Source organism: Streptodolium elevatio (assembly GCF_053592165.1).
In genome coordinates this window covers 131317-153371 of record NZ_JBSFVE010000011.1, presented here as the reverse complement: position 1 = coordinate 153371, position 22055 = coordinate 131317, and the positions used below count along the sequence as shown (strand labels likewise).

Here is a 22055-nt window from a genome sequence, read left to right as displayed (position 1 = left end):
TCCGTGTTCGGGCAGGCGAAGCGGCTCTCCGACGGCACACGCCTACGGCACACGCTCAAGGCGCTCGCTCACAGCACACGCTCACGGCACACGCTTTCGGTGCAGCCCCGCGCGCCGGGGCCCGGCCGCGCCTCACGCGCGCGGTCCGTCACCCCGCGGGTCTCGCCTGCCCGTCCCCAGGAAAGGGACGCAGGCCGTGGCCCGCACCTCCACACGCGACCGATTCCGTCGCGAACTCTCGCAAAACTTCCTCTCCCCTGCCGCCGCGCGACGCTTCGTACGGGTCGCCCGTCCCGCACCCGACGCGCTCGTCCTCGAGGTCGGGGCGGGGCGCGGCGCCGTGACAGCCGAGCTGGCCTCGGTGTGCGGCGGAGTCGTCGCGTACGAACTCGACCCGCACCACGCCCGGTTCCTCCGGGACCGCTTCGCCGCGGGACCGCACCCCGTGACCGTCGTGCGCGGCGACTTCCTCGGCGCCCGCGCTCCGGACGGCCGATTCGAGGTGGTCGGCAACGTGCCGTTCTCCCGTACGTCCGACGTGGTGGCCTGGTGCCTTGCGGCACCGCGCCTCGACAGGGCGACGCTGGTGACCCAGTGGGAGTACGCGCGCAAACGCACCGGCGGTTACGGCCGCTGGACGCTCCGCACGGTACGTACCTGGCCGACGTTCTCGTGGACCCTCGCCGGGCGCATCGCCCGCACGGAGTTCCGGCCGCAACCGCGGGTGGACGCGGGGATCCTGCGTCTGACGCGGCGTCCGGTGCCCCTGTTGCCGGCGCAATTCCTCGGCGCGTACGAGGAATTGGTCGACATCGGATTCACCGGCAGAGGCGGATCGCTGCACGCGTCGCTGCGTCCGCATGTACCGCGCCGCGTCCTGGACCGCGCGTTCGCCGGGGCCGGCATCGAACGCACAGAGGTGGTGGCCGATGTGTCGCCCAGTCAGTGGATCCGGCTGGCGGAGGAGTTGCTCGACTGAGGAACCGCGCGCCGACAGACGTGCCTACCGGCCGACAGCGCGTCAACCGCGCGAACCGGCCCAGAGGAAGCGGCGCTTCGTGCGCCGTCGGACGGGGTGCCTGCGTACGGCGCCTCGTCCGGCGGTGACTTCGCCGACCCGGTGCCAAGGGTTGTCGGGGGACATGACAGGCGCCTTGCGCGATGCCGCCGCCTGGATCTCGACGTGCGCGTCGTGCGCGGTTCCGTGCAACGCCTCGTCGTGCGCGAGGAGGGCGGCCCGCAGCGCGGAGCCCGCGAGGCCACGGCGGCGGGCCCTCACGGCCAGCCAGGACAGAAACCCCACCGATGCGCCGACCGCGGCTGTGACCACCAGGAACGCGACAAGACCGGCCATGGCCACGACACTACCCCGGGGCCGGGAGTCGCCGGGCGCGCTGTGTTCAGGCCGCGGCGCCTGCCCGGGGGCTGAACACAGCGCGCCCGGCTTCGGCATCCTCGGCGGCCAGGAGCCGCACGATCTCTCGGACGGCCGTACGACCGGCCCGGTTGGCACCGACCGTGCTCGCGGAAGGGCCGTATCCCACAAGGTGGATGCGCGGATCGGCGGCCACGCGGGTGCCGTCCATCCGGATCCCGCCGCCCGGTTCGCGCAGGCCGAGCGGGGCAAGGTGGTCGAGCGCCGCGCGAAAGCCGGTGGCCCAGACGACGGCGTCCGCCTTGACCGTGCGAGGACCGTCGGCGGTGTCCCACGCGACGCCGTCGGGGGTCAGCCGGTCGAACATCGGGAGCCGCCGCAGCACTCCGCGCTCCCGTGCCGCGCGAACCGCCTCGGTGGGCGGCAGACCGGTCGCGCCCACGACACTCTGCGGCGGCAGTCCGCGGCTGACCCGGTCGGCCACCTGTGCGACGATCTCGCGGCCGATCTCGGGGGTGAAGGGCTCCTCGGTGAACTTCGGCGGACGCCTCGTCACCCATGTCGTCGTGCCTCCGGCCGCCGCTATCTCGGCCAGGAAGTGGATCGCGGACGTTCCGCCCCCGACGACCACCACGTGCTGTCCGCGGAACTCCTCGCCGCCGCGGTAGTCGACCGTGTGCAGCTGCCTGCCGCGGAACTCCGCGGCTCCCGGGTAGAAGGGGACGAACGGCCGGCGCCAGGTCCCCGAGGCGTTGACCAGCGCCCGTGCGGTCCACGTGCCTGCGTCCGTCGCGACCACGAGCCGGCCGTCGTCGCGCGACCGGACCTCGACCACCCGGACCGGACGTACGACGGGCAGGTCCATGGCACGCTCGTACGCCGCGAAGTACTCCGGGACCGCCGCACGCGCGGGCCGTTTCGGGTCCCCGGGCTGGAAAGCCATGCCCGGCAGGTCGTGCACGCCGTGCACAGACTCCATGAGCAGCGTCGGCCAGCGGTGCCGCCACGCGCCGCCGGGGGCGTCGTCGGCGTCCAGCACCACGAAGCCGAGGCCGGACCGGCGCAGGAAGTACGCCGCCGACAAGCCGGCCTGGCCGGCCCCGACGACGACCACGTCCACGTCGCGGCCCGGCCCGGAGGCCGCCGCGCGGCGCTCACGCCCGGAAAGTTCCATGCCCTCGACAACACACACATAGCGTGCGCGCTTCCCTGGGGCGGCCCTGTCTCTTGCAGCATGGCGTGGATCACGCGGATCACGCGGATCGCACTCGCGATGGGGATTGCCGTGCCGCGGTCCCGCCCCCTTGGATGGAAGGGTGATCAGCGAACGTGAACTCGGCCAGGTGACCGATTTGATGCTCGTGGTGGCTTGCGACGAGGTGCTGCCGAGATTCGGCGCACTCTCGGACGCGGAGGTCACCGAGAAAGGTCCGGGCGACCTGGTGACGATCGCGGATCGCAGAGCCGAGGAGCGGCTGACCGAGGGGCTCACCGCGCTGCTGCCGGGCTCGCGCGTGGTGGGTGAGGAGGCCGTGCACGCCGACTCGGGCGTGTTGCGGGAGTTGGAGGGCGACAGGCCCGTGTGGATCGTCGACCCGGTGGACGGCACGGCCAACTTCGTACGCGGCGACGAGCGCTACTGCATGCTCGTGGCGCTCGCCACGGGCGGCAAGGTGCACGCCTCGTGGACGTACGCCCCCTCGCTCGGTCTGATCGCCACCGCGCGGCTGGGCCGGGGAGCCCTCTACAACGGCCGACCGGTGCGGGTGCCGGGGGCGCCCCTCGTGCGGGACACCGGCGATGCGCCCGAAGGCGGATCTGGAAGCACCGGATCCGGAGGCACCGGTTCTGGGAGTGCCGAGGCGACGGGTGCCAAATCCCAAGGGTCCAGGGCAGCGGGTGGCAAGGCCAGGGGCGGCAGGACCGCCAGGGGCACCGGGGCCGCGGCCGACAAGCGCGCGGCCGACAAGGCCGGGAGCGGGCCCAACGCCGCGAACGGCAAGGCCGCCGGCGGCGGGGCGGTCGCCGCGCGCCCGCGTCTCCGGCTGACCCATCCCACGTACCTGCGGCCCGAGCACAAGGACATGCTCGCCAAGCTCCGCACCCCGGAGTTCTCGGTCGAGCCTTCGACGTCGGCGGGGCTGGAGTACGTGGACCTGGTCCGCGGCGACGCCGATGCGCTCGTCTACACGTGGGAGAACCCCTGGGACCATGCCGCGGGGTTGCTGCTCCTGGCCGAGGCCGGCGGGGTGGCGGCCAACCTGGACGGGTCGCCCTTCGCGTTGTCCGGCGGCAACGCCCTCCCCCTCATCGCCGCCGCGAACGAGGAACTGACCGCGGACCTGGCCAAGCGCCTGACCACGTGACCGTCTGACGCCGATCGCCGGTCGCCGGACACCTCAGTCCCGGCCGCCCGGCCGGTCCGGCCCGGTGCCCGGACCGGCCGGGCGGCTCAATGCACCGACGCGCAACTGAAGCCGCCCGCGCCGTAGCTGGAGTGGTGCCCCGTCCCGGTGTACGTCGACGAAGTGCCGCGCGGCCGGGGAGGTCGGAAGAGGTCCGACTGCGGGAACAGGTCCTCCCACCACGTCCTCAGCGTGTACCCGAACTCCTCCTCGACCGCCGACACCGCCGCGGCCTCCCAGCGGACCGACGCGCCGGTCTCGCGCAACGCCCGTACGGCGGGCTCCAGGGCGAATCCGGTCAGCGGCTCGGCCTCCTCCCACCGGTGCGGCTGGGTGTCCGTGGGCAGCGGGCTCTCCGGTGCGAGGTCGTGCCGGTGCACGGTGACCTCGGCGTCCCGGCCGCGGCCGGTCACGAGAATCCCCCACAGCGGCAGGGCCGCCAACTCGCGGGCCTTGGCGCGGCGTTCCTCGGTGCGGGCGCGTTCCTCCGCCAACCGGCGCTCCGACACCTCGCGCTCCGCGGCGACATGTCGGCCGACTGTCACGCGCGTCGGGTGGTACGCCGCGTCGGCTGCCGCCACCTCCGCTCGGTACGCCTCGATCGCACGCGCCCAATCGCGTTCCACGTCCCGCATTCGCCACCACAGCAGGCGGTTGCCGAGCTTCTCGCTCTCCACCTCGTACCGTTCCCGGGCGATCGCCGTCCGGTCGGTCGCGGCGGAGACGGCGTCGAGGTAGTCCAGCCCGACGGCCAGCCACTCCGCGTGCGCGTCGGGCGTACACCTCACCGCGGCTAGGGAGTGCGCGAGACCGATGCTCAACGCCACGAAGGCGACCGGTGGTTCGGCGTCGAACGGGTCCGTCCAACGCAGTTCGGTGACGTACAGCGGATTGCCGTCGAAGAACTCGGTGTCCCGCCTGAGTTGGTTCCGATGCTGGTCGACCCGCCTCCGGAATTCCTGGTGTTGCCGACGCCAGCCGCCCCAGTAGCTCACCTCGACCCCTCTCCACGACGCTCCCCACCCGCTCCCACCCACTCTCCGCCGCCAGGACACCCGGAAACAACCCGGAGATCCCTCCGAAGCGCGCGGAAAGGGACGAGTCGGAGGGCGGGCGCGCCCGGCAGGCGCGATGCTGCTCCGGCACGGCGCGTCGCGGCGTGCGGTATTCGCCGCGTTGCGGCGTTCGGTATTCGCCGCGTTGCGGCGTTCGGTATTCGCCGCGTTGCGGACTCGGTGGGCGGGCGGCTACGCCGACACGGCCTCCAGGGCGTCGGCGGTCTGCGCGGGCCGCGTGATCATCAGGTCGTGCCCGGCCCGGACTTCGGCGGTACGGGCGTTCTTCAGGCGCGCGGCGAAGGAACGGGCCAGCGGCGGCGGGATGGCGGCGTCCTCGGTCGCGACGACGTACCCGGTGGGGAGGCCGAGGGCCAGGAACGCGGAGAGCCGGCCGGGCTCGACGAGGGCGGCGGGCGGGTAGGCACGGTGGCGTTCGAGGACCCACGCGCGGTCCTCGTCGGTGCCGTCCGGCATCAGGATCTCGGTCATGAGCCGGTGGTCCGTGCGTGCCGTGCCGTCCGGCTCGATGGTGACCGCGCGGGCCACCTCGGGTGTCTGGGGGACCGCTTGGATCAGCGTCTCGCCGTCGTCGGCGACCACCGCGGCGAGGAACACGACCCCGGCGACCCGGTCGGCGGCGGCCTCGGCCACCCGCGGGACGACGACGCCGCCCATGCTGTGGCCGACGAGCACCACGTCGCGGAGATCCTCGTACTCGAGCACGGCCGTGATGTCGGTGACGAACGTCGCGAACGGGGTCCGCGGGCCGCCCAGATGGGCGCGCTCGCCGAAGCCGGTCAGGGTCGGGGACCATACATCGTGGCCGCGGACGCGCAGTTCGCGGGCGAGGCGCTGCCAGCACCAGCCGCCGTGTCCGCCGCCGTGGACCAGTACGAACGTCCGTCCTCGGGTCACGCCACCTCCGCGGTCAGGCCCCGTGCCACGACTGTAACTGACGAACCGTCAGGAGGCCGGCGTCCTGACGGTTCGAGCCGCGAGCCGACGTCAGGCGGTGCGTCGCGAGCGGCGGGTGACCACGCGGAACACCCCGTACAGCAGGTCCAGCGCGCCGATCACGATGAGGACCACTCCGAGCTTGTCGAGTTCGACCGCGGGGATGTCGACATCGCCCGCGTAGAGCTTGAGGAGGGCACCTATGACGATGCCGAATGTTCCGATCACCACGTCGCGCATTGCGGCCCCGCTCGTCTGTTCGGTCCTCGGTCGAACTTGACGGTAGCCGGGCGGCGCGGAGAGGCGCTTCGTGCGCGGGCAGGAGATCCCGCTGCCCCATTCGATGTACGCCGTCGTCTCATTCCGTCGCGTCGGGACCGAGCACCCCGTGCAGCACGAGGTCGGTCAGCGAGGCGACCAGCCCCTCCACGTCCCGCACATCGCGGATGCACAGCGCGAAAATGGCCGCGCCCGCGATCGTGTCGAACAACGTGTCGGCGTCCACCCCTCGGCGCACCTCGCCCGCTTCGACCGCCTTCGGCAGCTGCCGGGTCAGGCTCCCCCGCGCGGCGGTCTCCAGGCGCGCCGCGAGGATCTGCTGCAACGCCGGGTCCGAGCGGATCTCCGACATCAAACCGGGGATCGCCTCGCGCGTCGCGGGCTCCGCGAACATCTGTACGGCGCCCCGCACCGTGCGCCGGACCTCGGCCGCGAATCCGTCGTCCGGCTGTTCACGCGGTTCGATGCCGACGAAGACCGCCTCGTGCACGACATGCGCCTTCGACGGCCAGCGGCGGTAGATGGCCGGGCGGCTGACTCCGGCGGTGGAGGCGATGAGGTCGATCGAGACGCCCGCGTACCCGTGTTCGATCAGCAGTCGGCGGGTCGTCGCGAGGACCGCCTCGTTGATCGTGGGATCGCGGTGCGGGCCATACCGCTGCCCTGTCCTCGCCGGGTGCGACATGGAGGCCCGAGCCACGCACGGCAAGGTCGTCGTGACCAATCTGCCGACTCCGTAAGGGACTTGGTGCAGGAAGGCGCCGGGCACGGGCGGGGTGAGTCACCCGGCCCGAGCCCGGCGCTCCGTGCGCATGACCCGCGCCTGCGTCCGCACCGTCCTCCTGCCCGCACTCGTGCCCGACGCGCCGCAATTGCTTCCCCCGCCGCGCGAACTACGGGACGTCGTAGGACAAATGATTGCGGTCAGTCACTGGCGCACGCCCGGGCGGTGTGGACCGTGGTGGCGGTGAGGTAGAAGGCGTCCGGACGCCACAGGATCCCGGTCGGGGCACCGTCGTCGACAAGCCTGTCCAGCGTCTCGCGGTCCTGGGCATCGAGTTCGGTGTCCAACAGCGAGCGCAGGCGCGTCAGATGGTTGTGCAACTGCTCGCGGGCGGCCAGGCCCAGGGGCGCCGGGTGGTCGGTGAGGAACGTCCGGGACCCGGTAGGCACCAGCCCGGCGGCCGCCAGCATTGCCGGCCAGTCCTCGACCAGCGAGACGGCGCCCGGGAGTTCGGCACGCATCGCGGCGAAGCGCGCCTCGTTGGCGACCTCCAGGCGCGGCAGCAGCCCGGGTCGGCCGATGCCGATGTCGCGGGGCAGGAACCGCAGCGGCAGGCCGCGCTCGCCCACCGCGAGGACGCCGCCGGGGCGGAGCCGGGCCGCCAGGTCGCGCAACGCTGCCTGCTGGTCCCCGAAGTGGTGCACGACGTCGCTCGTCCACACCAGGTCTGCGGACGGCAACTCGGTGAACTCGTCCGGTAGATCGGCCTTCCGGGTCACCAGGCGGTCGGCAAGGCCCCGTTCGGCCGCCCGGGCACGTACGCGCGCCAACAGGCCGTCGGCCTGGTCGACTGCGACGACCTCGGCCCGCGGGAACGCCCCCGCGAGCACGCACGCGGCCACGCCCGGACCGCTTCCGACGTCGAGGACGCGCGCGACCGCGTCTCCGTCGCCCACCAACTCGCCCAGCCACGCCGCGGCTTGCTCAAGCGCCGGCATCTGGAGCTCCGCGCCGCGCTCCAGCAGCGGGCCCAGTTCGTCCCAGTCGACGTCGTGGGCGCCTTCGCCATGGTTGTGCGAGTGCGAGTGCTTGTGGTCGTGCTTGTGGTGCTGGTCATGCTGGTGTCCGTGCGCGTGCTCGCGGCTCGCGGCGCGGTCCTGCGGGTCGCCGTGCTGGTCGCCGTGTTGGCGGCTTTGCTGACCGGTCATGTTTCTCATCCTCTTCTCGGGGCGCGGCGTCGATCGCGAGGCGCGCGGGGGTGGGCCGACCTGGCATACGGGGGCGTCAGTGGACCGGGCCCGGGGAGAACGGCGGCAGGTACGCGGCAGTCCGCCGACTCGCGACCGCGTGCGCGACGTCCTCTTCGACGAGCTCGATGTTGAGCGCGAAGGCCGCCGCGGCCCCCATGCCGGCCGCGGTGACGACCTGGGCACGCGGATCGCGGACATTCCCGACCGCCAGGACCCCGGGGACGCTGGTACGGCCCGCCTGGTCCACGACTACCCACCCGTTCTCGTCGGCCGCGCAGCCGAGTCCGGCGAGCAGCGTGTCGTGCGGCACCATCTGCGGGAGCACGAACACCGCCTCGCGCGCCACCACCCGCCCGTCCGCAAGTTCGACGCCGCTCAACGCGTCGGCGGCCGTGTCGACGACGACGCGCTTCACCGCACCCTCGACGACCCGTACCCCGCGGGCCGCCAGCCGCTCCGCCTGCTCCGGCCGCAGCTCCGCGGTGTGCCGGAACAACACGACGTCCTGGGACCACTGCCGCAGCAGCAGCGCGTGGTCCACGGATCCGGGGTGGGTGCCCAGCACGCCGAGTGGCCGGTCGCGTACCTCGTAGCCATGGCAGTACGGGCAGTGCAGCACGTCGCGGCCCCAGCGCTCACGCAGCCCCGGGATGTCGGGCAGGACGTCGCGCAGCCCGGTCGCGACCACGATCCGCCGGGCCCACAGCACCGGCCCGCCGGACAGCGTCACGTGGAATCCGGCGGCCACGGCGCTGCCCGCGCCCGGTCGTGCGCGGCCGGCCGCGTCCGCGTCGTCGCCCGCCTCGATGCCGTCGACCCGGGCGTCGATCAGGTGCACGCCGTACCCCGCGACCTCGGCCCGGCCGACCGCCAGAAGCTCGGCCGGTGCCATGCCGTCGCGCGACAGGAACCCCTGCATGTGGGCCGCGGGCGCGTTCCGCGGCTCGCCCGCGTCGACGACCGCGACGCGGCGGCGTGCCCGCCCGAGCACCAGCGCCGCGTTCAGCCCGCCCGCGCCGGCCCCGACGATCACCACGTCGTACCGGCCCGCCTCGTCGGCACCCTGCGCGCCACCCGCGCGACGCGCCCGGACCGCGGGGCCCGCCTCGACCGCTCCCCTTGTCTGCACCATGTCGACCACCTCCGACGCCAGCGTGTCGCGATGGTCCTCATCCGGCAATCATTGTTGCCGTTTCCGGGAATCGGAGATCCAATGGTCGGCATGGAGCACTCACCCGCAATCGCCCAGGCCCTGACCGAGGTCGGTCCGCGGCTCCGCCGCCTGCGCACCGAGCGCGGTGTCACGCTCGGCGCGTTGGCCGAGGCCACCGGGATCTCGAAGAGCACGCTGTCGCGCCTGGAGTCGGGGCAGCGGCGTCCGAGCCTGGAGCTGCTGCTGCCGATCGCCCAGGCGCACCAGGTGCCGTTGGACGAGTTGGTCAACGCGCCGGAGGTCGGCGATCCGCGCGTACGCATGACGGCCCGGCACGTGAACGGCAACGTCGTGCTGCCGCTGACCCGGCACCCGGGCCCGCTCCAGTCCTACAAGATGGTGCTGCCGAAGTCCCGGTCGAATCCGGACCCGTGCACGCATGAGGGCTACGAGTGGCTGTACGTCCTCTCCGGGCGCCTGCGCCTGGTCCTCGGCGAGCACGACGTCATCCTGGGGCCCGGCGAGGCCGCGGAGTTCGACACGCGCGTACCGCACTGGTTCGGGACCACGGGCGAGGAACCCGTGGAGCTGCTCAGCCTGTTCGGCCGCCAGGGCGAGCGTATGCACGTACGCGCCAAGCCCCGCGCGAAGACGACGTGACATGACACGCACGGGGCCCGGCGACGTACCGGCACACGGTCAGCCCACGCTGTGCTCCACCACGGAGTGATGTTCGCACTGCACGGAGTAGGCCACATCGGCCGGCATCTGCACCGCCGGCTGCTCGCAGGCCCCCACGGTGGTCTGGTTCCAGTTGCCGTCGACGCCGGTGTCGGCGCCCGCCGGAGCCGCCCAGGACAGCAGGGCCGCGGCGACGGTGCCCGCGGCGAACGCGGTGTTGGTGATCTTGGTCATGTCCCCACCAACGATTGTCCCGCCGCGCCGACACGCTCGGGGTGGATGGCGGCGGCACCGCGCGGCATCGAATCTCCTATGCTCGACCGGGTGGACCGGCCGGGAGGTCGGTTCGCAGACATGCACTCAAGTCCAGGAGGGTCCCCCACAGTGGGTGAGAACGTCTACTTCAAGGTCTCGGCCGACGGCCAGAGCCTCGGCACGATCACGTTCAAGCTGTACGACGACGTCGTGCCGGACACCGCGCGGAACTTCCGTGAGCTGGCGACCGGCCAGAACGGCTTCGGCTACGCGGGGTCCACGTTCCACCGCGTGATCCCGGACTTCATGCTCCAGGGCGGCGACTTCACCGCCGGCAACGGCACCGGTGGCAAGAGCGTCTACGGCAACAAGTTCCCGGACGAGAACTTCCAGCTGAAGCACACCAAGCCGGGCCTGCTGAGCATGGCCAACGCGGGGCCGAACACCAACGGCTCGCAGTTCTTCATCACCACGATCGTGACCGACTGGCTCGACGGCAAGCACGTCGTGTTCGGCGAGGTCGTGGACGGTATGGAGGTCGTCAAGGCGATCGAGGCGCTGGGCTCCAGCGGCGGCCGCACCAGCAAGAAGGTCGTCATCGACGAGTCCGGCGTCGTCGGCGCCAAGGGCTGACCGACGCGACGCATCGGGACAGGCGATGGCCGACTTCGCGGAGGAGCACGAACCGCCGGCGACCGTACGCCTGTTCATCGCGGTCGCGCCGCCCGACGACGCCAAGGCGGAGTTGGCGGACGCGCTCGCTCCGGTGTACGAGGCGCATCCCCGGCTGCGCCGGAACCGCATCGAGGACTGGCACATCACGCTGGCCTTCCTCGGTGAGCTTCCGTCCGACGTGGTTCCCCGGCTGCGTACGGCACTTGAGGCCGTCGCGGCGTCGCACCCGGCGCTCGCGCTGGAGTTGTCCGGGGCCGGGCACTTCGACGACCGGGTGCTGTGGTGCGGCCTGCGCGGCGAGGTGGCCGGACTGCACCGGCTGGCCTCGGCGGCCCGGGCCGCGGTGGCGGCGAGCGGCGTGCGGTTCGACGACCGCCCGCTGAGCCCGCACCTCACGCTGGCCCGGGCGCGGCGCGACAACCCGGACGGGGTGCCGCAGGCCGCCGCCGAGTTGTCCGGCTTCACCGGGCGGCCCTGGCGCGCGGAACGCCTCCACTTGGTGGGCAGCAACTTCGGCAGGGGCCCGGGGCCGATCCGCTATCGCGATGTCGCCTCCTGGCCGCTGACGGGCGGTGCCCCGCCGCGCTAGTCGCGACGGGGCACCGCCCCCGCTGTCTGCCCGCGGCCGTCAGGTGCGTCCGCCGGTCACCACCTCGGCGATCGAGCGCGGCACCTGGGCGTACGCGGCGAACCGCATCGTGAACGCCGCGCGGCCGGACGTCCGGCCGCGCAGGTCGCCGACGTACCCGAACATCTCGGCGAGCGGCACGTGCGCGGTCACCACACTCGCGCCGGAGCGCTCGCCGATTGCCTTGACCTGCCCGCGCCGGGCGTTGAGGTCGCCGATCACGTCGCCCAGGTGGTCGGACGGCGTGGTGACCTCGACGGCCATGACCGGCTCCAGCAGCGCGGGGCTCGCGAGCCGGGCGGCCTCCTGGAAGGCCGTCGTCCCCGCGATGCGGAAGGCGCCCTCGGACGAGTCGACCACGTGGAAGTCGCCGTCCAGCAGCGTCACCCGTACGCCGGTCAGCGGATAGCCCGCGAGCACGCCCGCGTCCAGGGCGGCCTGGCAGCCCTCGTCGACCGACGGGACGAACTCACGCGGCACGCGGCCGCCGACGACCTTGCTGACGAACTCGTAGTGCCCTCCTGCCCAGGGTTCGACGGCGATGCGGATCCGGGCGTAGTGGCCCTTCCCGCCGTTCTGCTTGCGGTACGTGAAGTCGTGCCCCGGCACGGCCGCGAGCAGCGTCTCGCGGTACGCGACGCGCGGCCGGCCGACGTTCGCCGCGACGTCGAACTCCCGCCGCATGCGGTCGACCAGCACCTCCAGGTGCAGTTCGCCCATGCCCGACACCACGGTCTGGCCGGTCTCGCGGTCGGTCTCGGCGCGGAAGGACGGGTCCTCCTCGGCCAGCCGCTGGATCGCGAGCGCCAACTTGTCGGCGTCCGCCTTCGATACGGGCTCGATGGCCATTTCGATGACCGGGGCAGGGAAGTCCATGGACTCCAGGACCACCGGGTGCGCGGGGTCGCACAGGGTCTCGCCGGTGACGGTGTGGCGCAGCCCTTGGACGACGACGATGTCGCCGGCGGCCGCCGAAGTGATCTCCTCCCTCTTGTCGGCGTGCACGCGGTAGAGCTTGCCGATGCGTTCCTTCTTGTCGCGCACGGAGTTGCGTACCGTGCCGCCCGTTTCGACGTGTCCCGAGTAGATGCGCAGGAAGCTCAGCTTGCCCAGGTGCCGGTCGGTGGCGACCTTGAATGCGAGGGCGGAGAAGGGCTCGTCGTCCGAGGGGAGGCGTACGACGGCGGTTCCGTCGGGTGCCTCGCCTTCGACCGCGCCGATGTCGAGCGGCGAGGGGAGATAGCGCACGATGCCGTCGAGCAGCGGTTGGACTCCCTTGTTCTTGAAGGCCGTTCCGCACAGCACCGGGGTCACGACCGGCCCGTCTCCGGTACCGGACGCGATGGTGACGCGGCGTACCGCCTCGTGGACCTGCCGCTCTGTGGGCTCGCCCCCACCTCCCAAGTACTGCTCCAGGAAAAGCGCGTCGTGCTCGGCGACGGCCTCCAGCAGGCGCGTACGCCACTCGGCGGCCGCCCCGGCGTGGGCGGCGGGGATGTCCACCACGTCGTACGCCGAACCGAGTTCGGCGTCGACCGGCCACAGCACCGCGCGTCGGCCGATGAGGTCGACGACGCCGCGGAAGCCCGCCTCCGCACCGATCGGGAGTTGCACGACGAGCGGCACGGCGCCCAGGTGCGTGCGGATCATCTCCACACAGCGCGCGAAGTCCGCGCCCGCCCGGTCGAGTTTGTTGACGAAGCAGATGCGCGGCACGCGGTACCGGTCCGCCTGCCGCCACACCGCCTCGGACTGCGGCTCGACGCCCGCCACGGCGTCGAACACCGCCACCGCGCCGTCGAGGACGCGGAGGCAGCGTTCCACTTCGACGGTGAAGTCGACGTGGCCGGGTGTGTCGATGATGTTGACGCGGTGCTCGACGCCGTCGAGCTGCCAGTGGCAGGTGGTCGCCGCGGAGGTGATGGTGATGCCGCGTTCGCGCTCCTGGATCATCCAGTCCATCGCGGTCGTCCCGTCGTGCACCTCGCCCGCCTTGTGGGAGACGCCGGTGTAGAACAGGATCCGCTCGGTGGTGGTGGTCTTGCCCGCGTCGATGTGGGCCATGATGCCGATGTTGCGGACGGTCGCGAGGCTGCGGACGGTGGTGGTCATGACTGTGCTCTTCTCCAGGTGAGATGGGGTTTTCCGGGCAGGCGGAAGCCCGTCCCGAGGGTTCGGCCCCGCGCGGGCATGCCGAAGGACGGCACGTGGCCGGGGATGGGAAGGCGCCCGAGGGCAGCGGGCAACGCCCCTGCTGTCCTGGGGGCTTCAGGAGTCGGTACGTCGGGTCGCTGACGACACGTGAGAACGCCGCGGGCGCGCGGAATTGCGCACCAGGAGCGGGGTCAAGGCCGCGGTCGGCGTGAACTCCCGGAGCGGGTACCGCGAACCGAGACCGTGGTCACGGTCGCGGTCGGTGTCATGCTCCGATGTGAGTCGTCACGACCCGGCGCGATCGGGCCAACGGCCCTTCCACGGCTCCCTGTTCGTGGAGACGTGCGCGACACGGGGGCGCGTGCCGACAATTCGACACCGCCTGTCACTCCGTGTGGTGATGGTCGCACGCATGGGGTCAACGTAGATCGCCGGAAGCGTCGCCGTCACCTGGTTTTCCGACCGCGCGGAGCGGGCCGTACCGGTCACGCCCGTCCGGCGACGACGTCGCGCGCCGAGGCCACGAAGGCGTCGACGACCGGACCCGACGTCGCCGGGTCCCACGCCAGGTCGATGCGCAGCGGCTCGGTGTCGGCGAGACGCACCCACACGATGTCGGGCCGGGCATAGAAGGCCGCCATCGACTCCGGGGCGATCGACGCGCCCTGTCCCGAGGCGACGTTCTCCAACATCTCCTCGGCGTTGTGGTTCTCCGCGCCCCAACGCACCTCACTTCCGTCCGGACGCGGGTCCACCGCCCACCAGCGGACCCACTCACGAGGGGCCTGCCGCGTCCAGGCCAGTGGCACGTCGCGGATCTGAGCCAAGGTCAGTTCCGGTTCCCCGGCCAGCGGATGGTCCACGGGCAGGGCGATCACCCGTTGCTCCTCTGCGAGTCGCAGTGATGCGAGGCCGGTGAGGTCGTTGGGCTGCCAGACGTACGCCGCATCGACCTCGCCCGTACGCAGCGCCGGCACCTCGCTGCCCCAGTTGTAGCGCTTGAGCTCGAGCTCGACACCCGGCCGCAGTTCGGCGAAGCGGGCGCGGATGCGCGGCCCGAGCGTGCCCGCCCCGCTGGCCTGGAAGCCGAGGCGCAGGCGCCCGGCGTCGCCGGTCGCGTGGCTGCGCGCGACCTCGGCGAACTGGTCGGCGGCCCGAAGCGTGCGGCGTGCGTAGGGCAGCAGGTCCCGGCCCGCGTCGGTCGGCTCCATGCCGCGCGAATGGCGCGTGAAGAGCGCGACCCCGAGCTCGCGCTCGAGCTGCCGGATCGCGTGGCTCAGCGACGGCTGGCTGATGAAGAGCGTCTCGGCGGCCCGTCCGACGTGCTTCGTCTCGGCCACCGCGACGAAGTAGCGCAGCTCCCTGAGGTCCATGGACCCCACGCTACCTGCGGTCATAGACGCGGTCTATCGACTATTCGGGAGCCGGTCTTGGACCCGGGCTCGGCCGTGCGGCGAAGGTCGTACCAGCCCCGACGAACGCATCGGGGATTTTCCGAAGGGCTCCCCCTCATGTCTGTCGACACCGTGCTGCGCGAGGCATCCACGACGAAGACCGCCGTTGCCCCCGCGGTCGCGGCGACCTCCGCTCCGCGGCGGGCCCGTTGGGTGGCGCTCGCCGTGGTGTCCGCCGTCAACGCCCTGGACTCGGCCGGATTCGCGGTCGCCAACACCGCGCTACCCGACATCGACCGGTCGCTCGGCCTGGGCCCGACCCTGGTGCCCTGGGTCATGACGGTGTACGCCCTGACATTCGCCGGCTTCCTGCTGTTCGGCGGACGGGCCGCGGATGTCCTGGGGCGCCGCCGGATGCTGCTCGCCGGAGTCACCGTCTACGCGGCCGGCGCGGCGGCGTCCGCATTCGCCCCCACCGGGGCGGTTCTCATCACCGGCCGCGGACTCCAGGGAGTCGGCGCGGCGCTGAGCGGACCTCCGGCCCTGGCGCTCATCGCGTCGATCTTCACCGACGCCCGCGAACGTGCCACCGCGATGGGCATATACGTGGCGGTCAGTGCCTCCAGCTTCTCCGCGGCACTGGTGTTCGGCGGGGTCATGACCTCGGCCGCGGGCTGGCGGGCGCCGTTCCTCGCGCTGCTCGTCATCGCGTCAGTTGTCGCGGTCGTGGGCGCCAAGGTGCTGCCGCACGACGCGGAGCGTACGCGGGGCAGTCTCGACATCCCCGGCGCGACGCTGATCACGGGCGGTCTCATGGCACTCGTGTACGGGGTCGGCCAGGCCGAGCACGCGTCGTTCACGGCGGCGAAGGTGCTCGTGCCGGTCGCCGTCGCATTGGTCCTGCTTGTGGGCTTCGTGGCCCGTGAACACCTGGCGGCGCAACCTCTGTTGCCCCTCGGGCTGCTGCGCATCCCCACCGTGCGCGCCGCGACCGTCTCCGGCGTCGTCTTCTACACCACCCTCGTAGGGATGCTGTTCTTCGCACCGCTGTACCTCCAGGGCGTGCGCGGCTACAGCCCGCTCATGAGCGGCCTCGCCATCGCCCCGATGGGCGCCACCGTCGCGGCCACCACCGCGGTCGCGGCCGGACTGATCGCCCGCATCGGGCAGCGCGCGACGCTGGCCCTCGGCTTCACCGTCATGGCGGGCGGACTGTCCACCTGGCTGCTGATGGGCACCGACACGAACTACTTCACGGTGCTGCTGCCCGGCCTGGTCGTGATGTCCTTCGGCCAGACGCTCGCGTTCGCCGCGATGATGTCGGCGGCCCTCACCGGCGTCGACGCCGAGCGCCACGGCGTTGCGGGGGCGGTGAACATCACCGCGCAGCAGATCGGTTCGGGTCTGGGGACCGCCGTACTCGCGACCGTCGCGGCGGCGGCGACGGGGCCCGGGACCGCCGGACTCGTCGACGGCTACCGGGCGGGCATCGCCACCGCGGCCGCGATCGGCCTGCTCGGCGCGCTGTCCGCGCTCGTGCTGCTGCGCCGCCGCTGAGCGGCGCGGGCGCGGGGACGGACACGGGAGTTCGGGTACGCCGGGGGACCGGCACACCGAACTCCCGTGTCAGCGTTGCCCGTGGTACTGGTCGTGCCAGGACTCCAGGAGCCAGCCGAAGGTGTCCGGCGGACGCGACACCGCGAGGCGGGCGATCTCGCAGACCCGCGCGGGCGTCATGCCCCGGCGCTGCTCGACGGCGAGGGGGTGCGCGGGGTCGACCGGGGTGAACAGCGCGGCCTGTCCGGAACGCCGGCGGATCGAGACCGGCGGCTCCTTGGTCCAGGGGTCGTACGGCAGCCGGTTCGCCAGCACGGCGTCGCCCGAGATGGTCGGCCCCCAGGTCGGGACCCGGTACGTCTGCACCCACACGTCCCACGTGAACACCTCGTCCAGCGACGGGACGGGGATCTCGATCGAACCGCGCAGGAAGTCCCCCACACCCTCGATCTCGCAGCCCCACAAACTGAGGTAGCTGGCCATCTCGTGGGCGGCCATGGCCCCCGACCACTCGTCCGGAGCCTCGAAACGGTGCACCAGCGGTGCTTCGTGCGGCTCGCCGCAGACCTCGCACTGGAAGCTCAGCTCGTTCGCCATGTCGCCACCCTAGGCCCGTATCGTCACTCGTTCGGGCAGTCCCGGGCGACAAAGGTACGGAGCACACGGCATGAAGCACAACGAAAGCGACAAGGCGCTCGAAGACCGGCAGCGGCAGATGGCGGCCGCGTTCTGGGATCACGAGTACGCGCAGGACCGCTTCGCCGACCTGCCGCCGGACCCTTTCGTCACCGACATCCTGGGCGCGGCATGGGCGCACGGCCTGCTGCCCGGCCCCGGGATCTACATCGGCGTCGGCAACGGCCGCAACTACTTCCCGCTTGTCGAAGGCGGCCTGGACCTCGTCGGCCTGGACATCTCGACGGTCGGCCTCGCCGCGATCCGAAAGCGCGCGCCCGGGCACTACGCGCGCCTGGTGCACGGCGACCTGTCCGTGCTGCCCGCCGGGGAGACCTTCCCGGTCGTCATCGGCCTCAACGTGTTCCACCACGGCGACCGCGACACCGCGTACGCGCACATCCGCGCCGCACTCGAAGTCGTCGCGCCGGGCGGCCTGTTCGGCATCCGGGTCAACGCGGTGGGCACCACTCCCGGCCGCCCGTCCGAGGTCGCCGCGGAGTACGACGACGGGTCCGTGACGCGCCGCTACCTCCCCGAGGACGGCATGCCGCCGCTCCTGTCCCACTTCTTCACGTCGGCGGCCCTGGCGGGCCTCCTGGCGGCGTACGAGCCCGTCCTCTCTCTGACCCTCGACGACACCGACATCGCCACCGGTCGTCCGGGCGATTGGCGGCGCTGGCAAGGTGTCTACCGTCGGCCCGCATGACAGGGCACGGGTCGGCACGGACACACGGAAAAGAGCGACGCACCATGGTCAACGTCGGAATCTATTTCGACCTGCGCAACCCGGAGCCGGCCCGCCGCAATTGGGCGGACCTCTACGCCTTCACCCTCGAACTGTGCGAGGAGGCCGACCGCCTCGGCGTCCACTCGATCTGGCTCACCGAGCACCACCGCTTCGAAGACGGGTACCTCCCGCAGCCGCTGACCATGGCCGCGGCCGTCGCCGCCCGTACCCGCAACGCCCGCATCGGCACCGGCGTCACCATCGCACCCCTCCGCCACGCGGCCCACCTCGCCGAGGAGGCCGCGATTGTCGACCTCGTCAGCGGCGGCCGCCTCGAACTCGGCCTCGGCACCGGCTACCGCATACCGGAGTACGCCCTCTTCGACGCGGACGACGCGTACCGCACCCGCTACTCCGCCACCGACGCCCGCGCCCGCGACATCCGCCACCTCTGGGACACCGGCGCCGTCACCCCGCCCCCGGTCCAGGCCCGCCCCCGCATCTGGCTGGGCTACCAGGGCCCCCAGGGTGCCCGCCGCGCCGGCCTCCTCGGCGAATCCCTCCTCTGCGCCAACCCGGACCTCGTCGAGCCCTACCGCGCCGGCCTCGCCGAGGGCGGCCACGACCCGGCGTCCGCCCGCATGGCCGGCCTCCTGAACGGCTGGATCACCCACGACCCCGAGCGCGACTGGCCCGAGGTCTCCACCGCCCTCGCCCGCCAGTGGGACAGCTACCACCGCCACGCGGTCGAAGGCACCGGCGCCCCGGCCCCCAAGCCCGTCAACCCCGACCGCTGGCGCTCCCGCGGCGTCAGTGCCGCCCCCGCGCACTTCCTGCACGCCACTCCGGAGCAGGCCGCGGCCGACATCCGCGCCTACCTCGCCGGCTCCCCCGTCGAGACCGTCTGGTTCTTCGCCGACCTGGGCGGCATGCCGGAGTCCATGGCCCGCACCCACGTGACCACCCTCTGCGCCGACCTGGCCCCCCTCCTCCGCGACGCCTGACCCCCAGCCGTCGCACGCCGCCCGTCCGTCCCTGGACCGCGTACCCGGGACGGGCGCGGCGGGACGGGGCTGAGCGCCGCTTTCCCCGCGCGCGCCACCCCAACCTGCGCCACCGTGGAAGGACACGCCCGCCCCCGGGACCGAGGAGCCCCCGCATGTCCAACCACACGTACCGCGTCACCGAGATCGTCGGCTCGTCCCACGAAGGCATCGACGCCGCCATCACCAACGCCATCACCCGGGCCGCCAAAACCCTCCACAACCTCGACTGGTTCGAGGTGACCCAAATCCGAGGCCAAATCACCGACGGCCAGGTAGAGCATTACCAAGTAGGCCTGAAAGTAGGCTTCCGCCTCGACGAAACCGACTGACCAAGTGGGCCCAAAGATAGGCTTCCGCCGCGGCGAACGGTCCACTCGACTGGCGGCAACTCAGTCCAACGGCGGAGAGCTCGGATAAATCACGGCTGGTGTCTAGCCCAGTAGCAGACTCTCGGGCCCGTAAATCCCGGCACCCAGTCGGCCCACCCAATCCGCTGCGACGTACATCTCTCCCGTCGCGTCGAGACCAATGAACTCCCGCCCGCGCGCATGGTCGCCGATCGGTACGAAGTGCTGCCCGATCAATGCGTCCCAGTCGACGAACCTTCCCTCTTCGACCACGCTCCTGAGCAGGTCCAACGCGAACTCCTCACGCGTCCGTGAGAAATCCGACCCCACCTGCGGAAAGCTCAGTCCGCCAAACTGCCGAAGAAATTCCGCTGCCGCCGCGTCTGTCGTAGACGGTCCGGAAATACATGGACGCCTGGCAGGCGCAGGGGTTGAAGGCCTCTTGTCGTCATTCGGGTGGGGTGTCGGACGCCGGGCGTGGGGCTCCGCAGCGGGGGCAGGGTTCGCCTTCGGGGGTGGCGGCGGCCTGGTCGGACAGCCAGTTGTCGTAGCGCAGCCACAAGCGGGCCAGCCACTCGTTGGCGCCGGCCGGCGGCTCCGCGGCGACGACCGGCATCGGCGCCGTCTCGATCAGGTGCAGGAGCGACCAGGCCACGCCGAAGCTGCCGTCCGCGCCGAAACTGCCGATCAGCAACTGGGCTTCCTCGGCGGTGACGGGCCTGTCGATCGCATCCAACGCGGCACACATCCGGTCCAGGGTCTCCCCGGCCGCGACGGAGGTGTCCGACTCGGGCGGCAGCGGCCCCATGGCGACGAACCTTCGGACCTCCGGCCTGATGCCTCCCTCGTTCGGGGTCACGCGTCGGGCACCAGGACGAGTTTGCCTACGACTCGGCGTTCGGCGAGGGCGGTGAGGGCTTCGGGGGCCTGGTCGAGGGGGTAGGCGGTGGGGGTGACCGGGTTGAGGCGGCCGTCGGCGGTGCCGCGGATGATCTCGGTGAGCATGGCGGGGAGTTCGCCGGGGTTGCGGCGGGCGTGGTCGCCCCAGTCGACGCCGATGACGGTGCGGTTGGTGAGCAGGATCTGGTTCGCGGGGAGTTGCGGGATGTCGCCGACGGCGAAGCCGATCACGAGGTAGCGGCCGTGCGGAGCGAGGGCGCGCAGGGCGGAGGCCGCGTACGGGCCGCCAATGGGGTCGACGACGATGTCCGCGCCGCCACCGGTGATCTCGCGGATGCGGGACTTGAGATCCTCGTCGGCGTAGTTGACGGTGGCGTCGGCGCCGGCCGCGCGGGCGGCGTCGAGTTTGGCGGGGCCGGAGGCGGCGGCGATGACGCGGGCGCCCAGGCCTCGGGCGACGTCGACGGTGGCGAGGCCCACGCCGCCCGCGGCGCCCAGCACGACGACCCACTCGTCCTTGGCGACCGTGGTACGCCGGGTCAGCGCGAACAGCGCGGTGGCGTAGCTCTCGATCATGCTCGCGGCGGTCTCGAAGCCGACCGCGCCCGGGAGCGGGGCGCAGGCGGCGGCGGGCACCAGCGCGTGCGAGACGTAGCCTCCGGGGCGCGGTGAGCCGCACACGACGCGGGTGCCGACGGCCGGGGCGTCGATGCCCTCGCCGAGTTCGCGGACGACGCCCGCGACAGCCATGCCCGGCACGTACGGCAGGGGCGGCTTGATCTGGTACAGGCCTCGTACGAGCAGGCCGTCCACGAAGCTGACCGCGCTCGCGCGCACCTCGACGAGCACCTGGCCGGGCCCGGGTGTCGGGTCCGGGGCCTCCTCGACGCGCAGGTCGTCGACGGGACCGAAGCTGCGGCACACCACTTGGCGCATTGCGTGACTCCCCCACGTTTGTCGCCGTTCGTCCTCCGGGGCCGCCGGTCCCGTTGCGCCGGTGCGACCGGCGTGCACCGACCGGGGCACCACGGGCACTCTCGCACAGGCGTCCGGAAGTTCGGCGTTCGCACCCATACTCGGATCGGGCGCCGGTTCGGCGGTGGCCACCCGTTCGGCGCACCGCGCCGGTACCGCGCGCCCGGGGTGCGCTGCGGCAAGAGAGTGAAACCGCGCAACCAATCGCCGTCGACCGGGTTGGACAGGTCGCCGCGGCGGTACAGCAACTCCCTTCCCAGCCTTCCCAGGCAACGACGTACGAAGGAATTCTGATGGCGAACAGCTTCCAGCGTGTTTCGGCTACCGCGGTCATGGCCGCGTCGGTCTTCGGCCTCACCGCTGTGGGCGCTCCGGCGGCCATGGCCGGCGGCAACGACGACGGCAACACCGCCGTCCAGGCCGGCAACCAGTCGGCTCAGGCCATCGGCAACTCGAGCAGCCACGGCTTCCTGAGCCCGAACATGGGCGCCGTGCAGGGAGGCGTGGTGAACTGCTTCGGCCTCCAGAAGGTCGACGTCAACGTCCCGGTCGGCGCGCTCATCGGTGCGGGCATCGGCGTCCAGGACGTCCTGACCGACCAGGTCCAGCAGGTCTGCAGCCCGAACGCGATGCAGCAGACCGGCGACGACCCGCTGGCGAACGTCCTGTCCAGCGTTCTGTCCGAGAACGGCTGACCGACCCCGCTGCCCGCGCGGGACTCCTCCACCCCGCGCGCCCCGGCCCGTGACCCTGCCGGGGGTTGACCAGAGGTAGCGGGCACCGCGCGGTGCCGGGCGTGGTGGCCGGGGACGCGGCCGGTCGGTGCAGGGGGCGGGAAGG

At 72.3% G+C, this 22055-nt stretch carries 25 protein-coding genes and 1 pseudogene; 11 read left to right on the top strand and 15 right to left on the bottom strand.

Annotation, left to right across the window (positions count from 1 at the left end; genetic code table 11):
• The first annotated feature begins 196 nt into the window (after positions 1–196).
• A complete protein-coding gene (gene erm / locus ACWD12_RS21240; RefSeq protein WP_450100815.1) occupies positions 197–979 on the top strand; it encodes an ErmE/ErmH/ErmO/ErmR family 23S rRNA (adenine(2058)-N(6))-methyltransferase in 783 nt (260 codons plus the stop codon).
• Positions 980–1021: 42 nt separating this feature from the next.
• Here the strand turns inward: erm and ACWD12_RS21235 are convergent, their stop codons facing one another.
• Together ACWD12_RS21235 and ACWD12_RS21230 are read right to left on the bottom strand one after the other, a co-directional pair.
• On the bottom strand, positions 1022–1354 hold the full coding sequence (locus tag ACWD12_RS21235) for a hypothetical protein (protein WP_450100814.1): 333 nt from the start codon (positions 1352–1354) through the stop codon (positions 1022–1024).
• Positions 1355–1400: 46 nt separating this feature from the next.
• Entirely contained in the window at positions 1401–2549 is a 1149-nt protein-coding gene (locus ACWD12_RS21230) for an FAD-dependent oxidoreductase (protein WP_450100813.1), read from the bottom strand.
• Between the two features lie 181 nt (positions 2550–2730).
• On the opposite strand from ACWD12_RS21230, the pseudogene ACWD12_RS21225 reads away from it, so the two are divergent.
• Both ACWD12_RS21225 and ACWD12_RS21220 read left to right on the top strand, forming a co-directional pair.
• Positions 2731–3156: pseudogene (locus ACWD12_RS21225) on the top strand (inositol monophosphatase family protein); the annotation flags it as partial.
• Positions 3157–3459: 303 nt separating this feature from the next.
• Entirely contained in the window at positions 3460–3741 is a 282-nt protein-coding gene (locus ACWD12_RS21220) for an inositol monophosphatase family protein (protein WP_450100932.1), read from the top strand.
• 86 nt (positions 3742–3827) lie between these two features.
• Here ACWD12_RS21220 and ACWD12_RS21215 read toward each other — a convergent pair whose 3' ends face one another.
• The 6 genes from ACWD12_RS21215 to ACWD12_RS21190 all read right to left on the bottom strand — a co-directional run bounded on the left by ACWD12_RS21215 (position 3828) and on the right by ACWD12_RS21190 (position 9177).
• Positions 3828–4775 (bottom strand): hypothetical protein, encoded by a 948-nt coding sequence (locus tag ACWD12_RS21215; RefSeq protein ID WP_450100812.1) that lies wholly within the window; start codon positions 4773–4775, stop codon positions 3828–3830.
• Positions 4776–5027: 252 nt separating this feature from the next.
• The gene (locus tag ACWD12_RS21210) at positions 5028–5753 is read right to left on the bottom strand and encodes an alpha/beta fold hydrolase (protein WP_358363489.1); all 726 of its coding nucleotides are present in this window, start codon (positions 5751–5753) and stop codon (positions 5028–5030) included.
• A 90-nt stretch (positions 5754–5843) separates the two neighbouring features.
• On the bottom strand, positions 5844–6032 hold the full coding sequence (locus tag ACWD12_RS21205) for a DUF5708 family protein (protein WP_358363491.1): 189 nt from the start codon (positions 6030–6032) through the stop codon (positions 5844–5846).
• A gap of 118 nt (positions 6033–6150) precedes the next feature.
• Positions 6151–6771 (bottom strand): TetR/AcrR family transcriptional regulator, encoded by a 621-nt coding sequence (locus ACWD12_RS21200; protein WP_450100811.1) that lies wholly within the window; start codon positions 6769–6771, stop codon positions 6151–6153.
• Between the two features lie 224 nt (positions 6772–6995).
• Positions 6996–8003 (bottom strand): class I SAM-dependent methyltransferase, encoded by a 1008-nt coding sequence (locus ACWD12_RS21195; RefSeq protein WP_450100810.1) that lies wholly within the window; start codon positions 8001–8003, stop codon positions 6996–6998.
• 76 nt (positions 8004–8079) lie between these two features.
• Entirely contained in the window at positions 8080–9177 is a 1098-nt protein-coding gene (locus ACWD12_RS21190) for an NAD(P)/FAD-dependent oxidoreductase (RefSeq protein ID WP_450100809.1), read from the bottom strand.
• Between the two features lie 90 nt (positions 9178–9267).
• Between ACWD12_RS21190 and ACWD12_RS21185 the strand changes: the two genes are divergently transcribed.
• Complete coding sequence (locus tag ACWD12_RS21185) at positions 9268–9858, top strand: helix-turn-helix domain-containing protein (RefSeq protein ID WP_358363501.1); 591 nt, start codon at positions 9268–9270, stop codon at positions 9856–9858.
• 39 nt (positions 9859–9897) lie between these two features.
• Here the strand turns inward: ACWD12_RS21185 and ACWD12_RS21180 are convergent, their stop codons facing one another.
• Positions 9898–10113: a hypothetical protein gene (locus tag ACWD12_RS21180; RefSeq protein ID WP_450100808.1), complete on the bottom strand. Its 216-nt coding sequence runs from the start codon at positions 10111–10113 to the stop codon at positions 9898–9900.
• A 150-nt stretch (positions 10114–10263) separates the two neighbouring features.
• Here ACWD12_RS21180 and ACWD12_RS21175 point away from each other — a divergent pair, with 150 nt between their 5' ends.
• A complete protein-coding gene (locus ACWD12_RS21175; RefSeq protein ID WP_450100807.1) occupies positions 10264–10767 on the top strand; it encodes a peptidylprolyl isomerase in 504 nt (167 codons plus the stop codon).
• 25 nt (positions 10768–10792) lie between these two features.
• Positions 10793–11398, top strand: coding sequence for an RNA 2',3'-cyclic phosphodiesterase (gene thpR / locus ACWD12_RS21170; RefSeq protein WP_450100806.1), 606 nt, complete (start codon positions 10793–10795; stop codon positions 11396–11398).
• Between the two features lie 39 nt (positions 11399–11437).
• Here thpR and fusA read toward each other — a convergent pair whose 3' ends face one another.
• Together fusA and ACWD12_RS21160 are read right to left on the bottom strand one after the other, a co-directional pair.
• Positions 11438–13549, bottom strand: a complete 2112-nt coding sequence (gene fusA / locus ACWD12_RS21165; protein ID WP_450100805.1) for an elongation factor G — start codon at positions 13547–13549, stop codon at positions 11438–11440.
• A 527-nt stretch (positions 13550–14076) separates the two neighbouring features.
• The gene (locus tag ACWD12_RS21160) at positions 14077–14964 is read right to left on the bottom strand and encodes a LysR family transcriptional regulator (protein WP_450100804.1); all 888 of its coding nucleotides are present in this window, start codon (positions 14962–14964) and stop codon (positions 14077–14079) included.
• A 138-nt stretch (positions 14965–15102) separates the two neighbouring features.
• Here ACWD12_RS21160 and ACWD12_RS21155 point away from each other — a divergent pair, with 138 nt between their 5' ends.
• Positions 15103–16542: an MFS transporter gene (locus tag ACWD12_RS21155; protein WP_450100803.1), complete on the top strand. Its 1440-nt coding sequence runs from the start codon at positions 15103–15105 to the stop codon at positions 16540–16542.
• 69 nt (positions 16543–16611) lie between these two features.
• On the opposite strand, the gene ACWD12_RS21150 is transcribed toward ACWD12_RS21155, so the two are convergent.
• Entirely contained in the window at positions 16612–17139 is a 528-nt protein-coding gene (locus ACWD12_RS21150) for a DUF2199 domain-containing protein (protein WP_358364478.1), read from the bottom strand.
• Between the two features lie 70 nt (positions 17140–17209).
• Between ACWD12_RS21150 and ACWD12_RS21145 the strand changes: the two genes are divergently transcribed.
• The 3 genes from ACWD12_RS21145 (at position 17210) to ACWD12_RS21135 (ending at position 19322) form a co-directional block, all read left to right on the top strand.
• Complete coding sequence (locus ACWD12_RS21145; RefSeq protein ID WP_450100802.1) at positions 17210–17926, top strand: class I SAM-dependent methyltransferase; 717 nt, start codon at positions 17210–17212, stop codon at positions 17924–17926.
• A gap of 44 nt (positions 17927–17970) precedes the next feature.
• On the top strand, positions 17971–18951 hold the full coding sequence (locus ACWD12_RS21140; RefSeq protein WP_450100801.1) for an LLM class flavin-dependent oxidoreductase: 981 nt from the start codon (positions 17971–17973) through the stop codon (positions 18949–18951).
• 155 nt (positions 18952–19106) lie between these two features.
• Complete coding sequence (locus ACWD12_RS21135; protein ID WP_358364487.1) at positions 19107–19322, top strand: dodecin; 216 nt, start codon at positions 19107–19109, stop codon at positions 19320–19322.
• Positions 19323–19424: 102 nt separating this feature from the next.
• On the opposite strand, the gene ACWD12_RS21130 is transcribed toward ACWD12_RS21135, so the two are convergent.
• Genes ACWD12_RS21130 through ACWD12_RS21120 form a run of 3 tightly spaced genes read right to left on the bottom strand, consistent with a single transcriptional unit; the run spans position 19425 to position 21176 of the window.
• Entirely contained in the window at positions 19425–19745 is a 321-nt protein-coding gene (locus ACWD12_RS21130; RefSeq protein ID WP_450100931.1) for an SUKH-3 domain-containing protein, read from the bottom strand.
• A gap of 43 nt (positions 19746–19788) precedes the next feature.
• The gene (locus tag ACWD12_RS21125; protein ID WP_450100800.1) at positions 19789–20148 is read right to left on the bottom strand and encodes a hypothetical protein; all 360 of its coding nucleotides are present in this window, start codon (positions 20146–20148) and stop codon (positions 19789–19791) included.
• A gap of 47 nt (positions 20149–20195) precedes the next feature.
• Positions 20196–21176, bottom strand: a complete 981-nt coding sequence (locus ACWD12_RS21120; RefSeq protein WP_450100799.1) for an NADPH:quinone oxidoreductase family protein — start codon at positions 21174–21176, stop codon at positions 20196–20198.
• Between the two features lie 332 nt (positions 21177–21508).
• On the opposite strand from ACWD12_RS21120, the gene ACWD12_RS21115 reads away from it, so the two are divergent.
• Positions 21509–21910, top strand: coding sequence for a rodlin (locus ACWD12_RS21115; protein WP_358364495.1), 402 nt, complete (start codon positions 21509–21511; stop codon positions 21908–21910).
• Positions 21911–22055: the final 145 nt, after the last annotated feature.

Bases quoted from the DNA above. Each gene is read 5' to 3' on its own strand.
- ACWD12_RS21185 (WP_358363501.1), top strand. From the start codon at position 9,268: ATGGAGCACTCACCCGCAATCGCCCAGGCCCTGACCGAGGTCGGTCCG.
- ACWD12_RS21190 (WP_450100809.1), bottom strand. From the start codon at position 9,177: ATGGTGCAGACAAGGGGAGCGGTCGAGGCGGGCCCCGCGGTCCGGGCG.
- ACWD12_RS21135 (WP_358364487.1), top strand. From the start codon at position 19,107: ATGTCCAACCACACGTACCGCGTCACCGAGATCGTCGGCTCGTCCCAC.
- ACWD12_RS21155 (WP_450100803.1), top strand. From the start codon at position 15,103: ATGTCTGTCGACACCGTGCTGCGCGAGGCATCCACGACGAAGACCGCC.
- fusA (WP_450100805.1), bottom strand. From the start codon at position 13,549: ATGACCACCACCGTCCGCAGCCTCGCGACCGTCCGCAACATCGGCATC.
- thpR (WP_450100806.1), top strand. From the start codon at position 10,793: ATGGCCGACTTCGCGGAGGAGCACGAACCGCCGGCGACCGTACGCCTG.
- ACWD12_RS21230 (WP_450100813.1), bottom strand. From the start codon at position 2,549: ATGGAACTTTCCGGGCGTGAGCGCCGCGCGGCGGCCTCCGGGCCGGGC.
- ACWD12_RS21125 (WP_450100800.1), bottom strand. From the start codon at position 20,148: ATGGGGCCGCTGCCGCCCGAGTCGGACACCTCCGTCGCGGCCGGGGAG.
- ACWD12_RS21150 (WP_358364478.1), bottom strand. From the start codon at position 17,139: ATGGCGAACGAGCTGAGCTTCCAGTGCGAGGTCTGCGGCGAGCCGCAC.
- ACWD12_RS21120 (WP_450100799.1), bottom strand. From the start codon at position 21,176: ATGCGCCAAGTGGTGTGCCGCAGCTTCGGTCCCGTCGACGACCTGCGC.
- ACWD12_RS21140 (WP_450100801.1), top strand. From the start codon at position 17,971: ATGGTCAACGTCGGAATCTATTTCGACCTGCGCAACCCGGAGCCGGCC.
- ACWD12_RS21205 (WP_358363491.1), bottom strand. From the start codon at position 6,032: ATGCGCGACGTGGTGATCGGAACATTCGGCATCGTCATAGGTGCCCTC.
- ACWD12_RS21145 (WP_450100802.1), top strand. From the start codon at position 17,210: ATGAAGCACAACGAAAGCGACAAGGCGCTCGAAGACCGGCAGCGGCAG.
- ACWD12_RS21180 (WP_450100808.1), bottom strand. From the start codon at position 10,113: ATGACCAAGATCACCAACACCGCGTTCGCCGCGGGCACCGTCGCCGCG.
- ACWD12_RS21115 (WP_358364495.1), top strand. From the start codon at position 21,509: ATGGCGAACAGCTTCCAGCGTGTTTCGGCTACCGCGGTCATGGCCGCG.
- ACWD12_RS21220 (WP_450100932.1), top strand. From the start codon at position 3,460: ATGCTCGCCAAGCTCCGCACCCCGGAGTTCTCGGTCGAGCCTTCGACG.
- ACWD12_RS21160 (WP_450100804.1), bottom strand. From the start codon at position 14,964: ATGGACCTCAGGGAGCTGCGCTACTTCGTCGCGGTGGCCGAGACGAAG.
- ACWD12_RS21195 (WP_450100810.1), bottom strand. From the start codon at position 8,003: ATGACCGGTCAGCAAAGCCGCCAACACGGCGACCAGCACGGCGACCCG.
- ACWD12_RS21235 (WP_450100814.1), bottom strand. From the start codon at position 1,354: ATGGCCGGTCTTGTCGCGTTCCTGGTGGTCACAGCCGCGGTCGGCGCA.